The organism is Mesorhizobium sp. M5C.F.Ca.IN.020.29.1.1, assembly GCF_003997375.1.
Classification (GTDB): domain Bacteria; phylum Pseudomonadota; class Alphaproteobacteria; order Rhizobiales; family Rhizobiaceae; genus Mesorhizobium; species Mesorhizobium wenxiniae.
In genome coordinates this window covers 1-684 of record NZ_RZSW01001128.1, presented here as the reverse complement: position 1 = coordinate 684, position 684 = coordinate 1, and the positions used below count along the sequence as shown (strand labels likewise).

The 684-nt window shown below is 50.9% G+C and carries 1 pseudogene; it reads left to right on the top strand.

What is annotated here, in order from left to right:
• A pseudogene (locus tag EOA85_RS37965) lies at positions 1-684 on the top strand (hypothetical protein); the annotation flags it as partial.

Below are 684 nucleotides of genomic sequence, written 5' to 3'. Positions count from 1 at the left end.
GGTCATTTGTGTGAGAGGGCGACGATAAATCGGTACTCAAATCGAGGCTATGCGAATTTCATCGATATAGAAGCTTCGTACGTTCTTAAACTGCCAGAATACAGATCCCGCCATCTAGGGGCATTGGTCGAGCCATTATCCGTCGCGATTAATGCCGCGGACATCTCCAAATGCACGCTAGCTGACGAAGCCACGCTTGTACTCGGCACCGGCGGTATCGGCACGTTACTGGTCTTCAATCTCCTTGAGACACAACGTGGAGAAATATGGATCTATGACAAGGCGCACTCGAAGATGGCCGCTTTAAAGGATCTTTATCCGAGCCGGATTAAGATATTGGACAGCACCGATGACCGTGTGTTCAGCGTAGTTTTCGAAGCCACCGGCAATTCGGACGGCTTCCTTCACGGCTGCGCTCGGTTGGCAAAGCTCGGCAGGCTGATTGTCGTGAGTAGGTACCACTCCGATGAGCCGGCTATCCCCGATAGGCTCCCGTGGAAGCAGCCTAACATCTACTTCGTCCACCTGAATGGACATGGTGATTCCTTCGTTAGGGCAGCTGCTTTGATGAAAAGCAGTTGGGGACCGGATCACGACCACCTGCTCAGCTTCCACCCCCTCAGTAATATTGACAAGGTATTCACTGATTACGAATCTATTCCTGAGAATAAGAAAGTAATATCG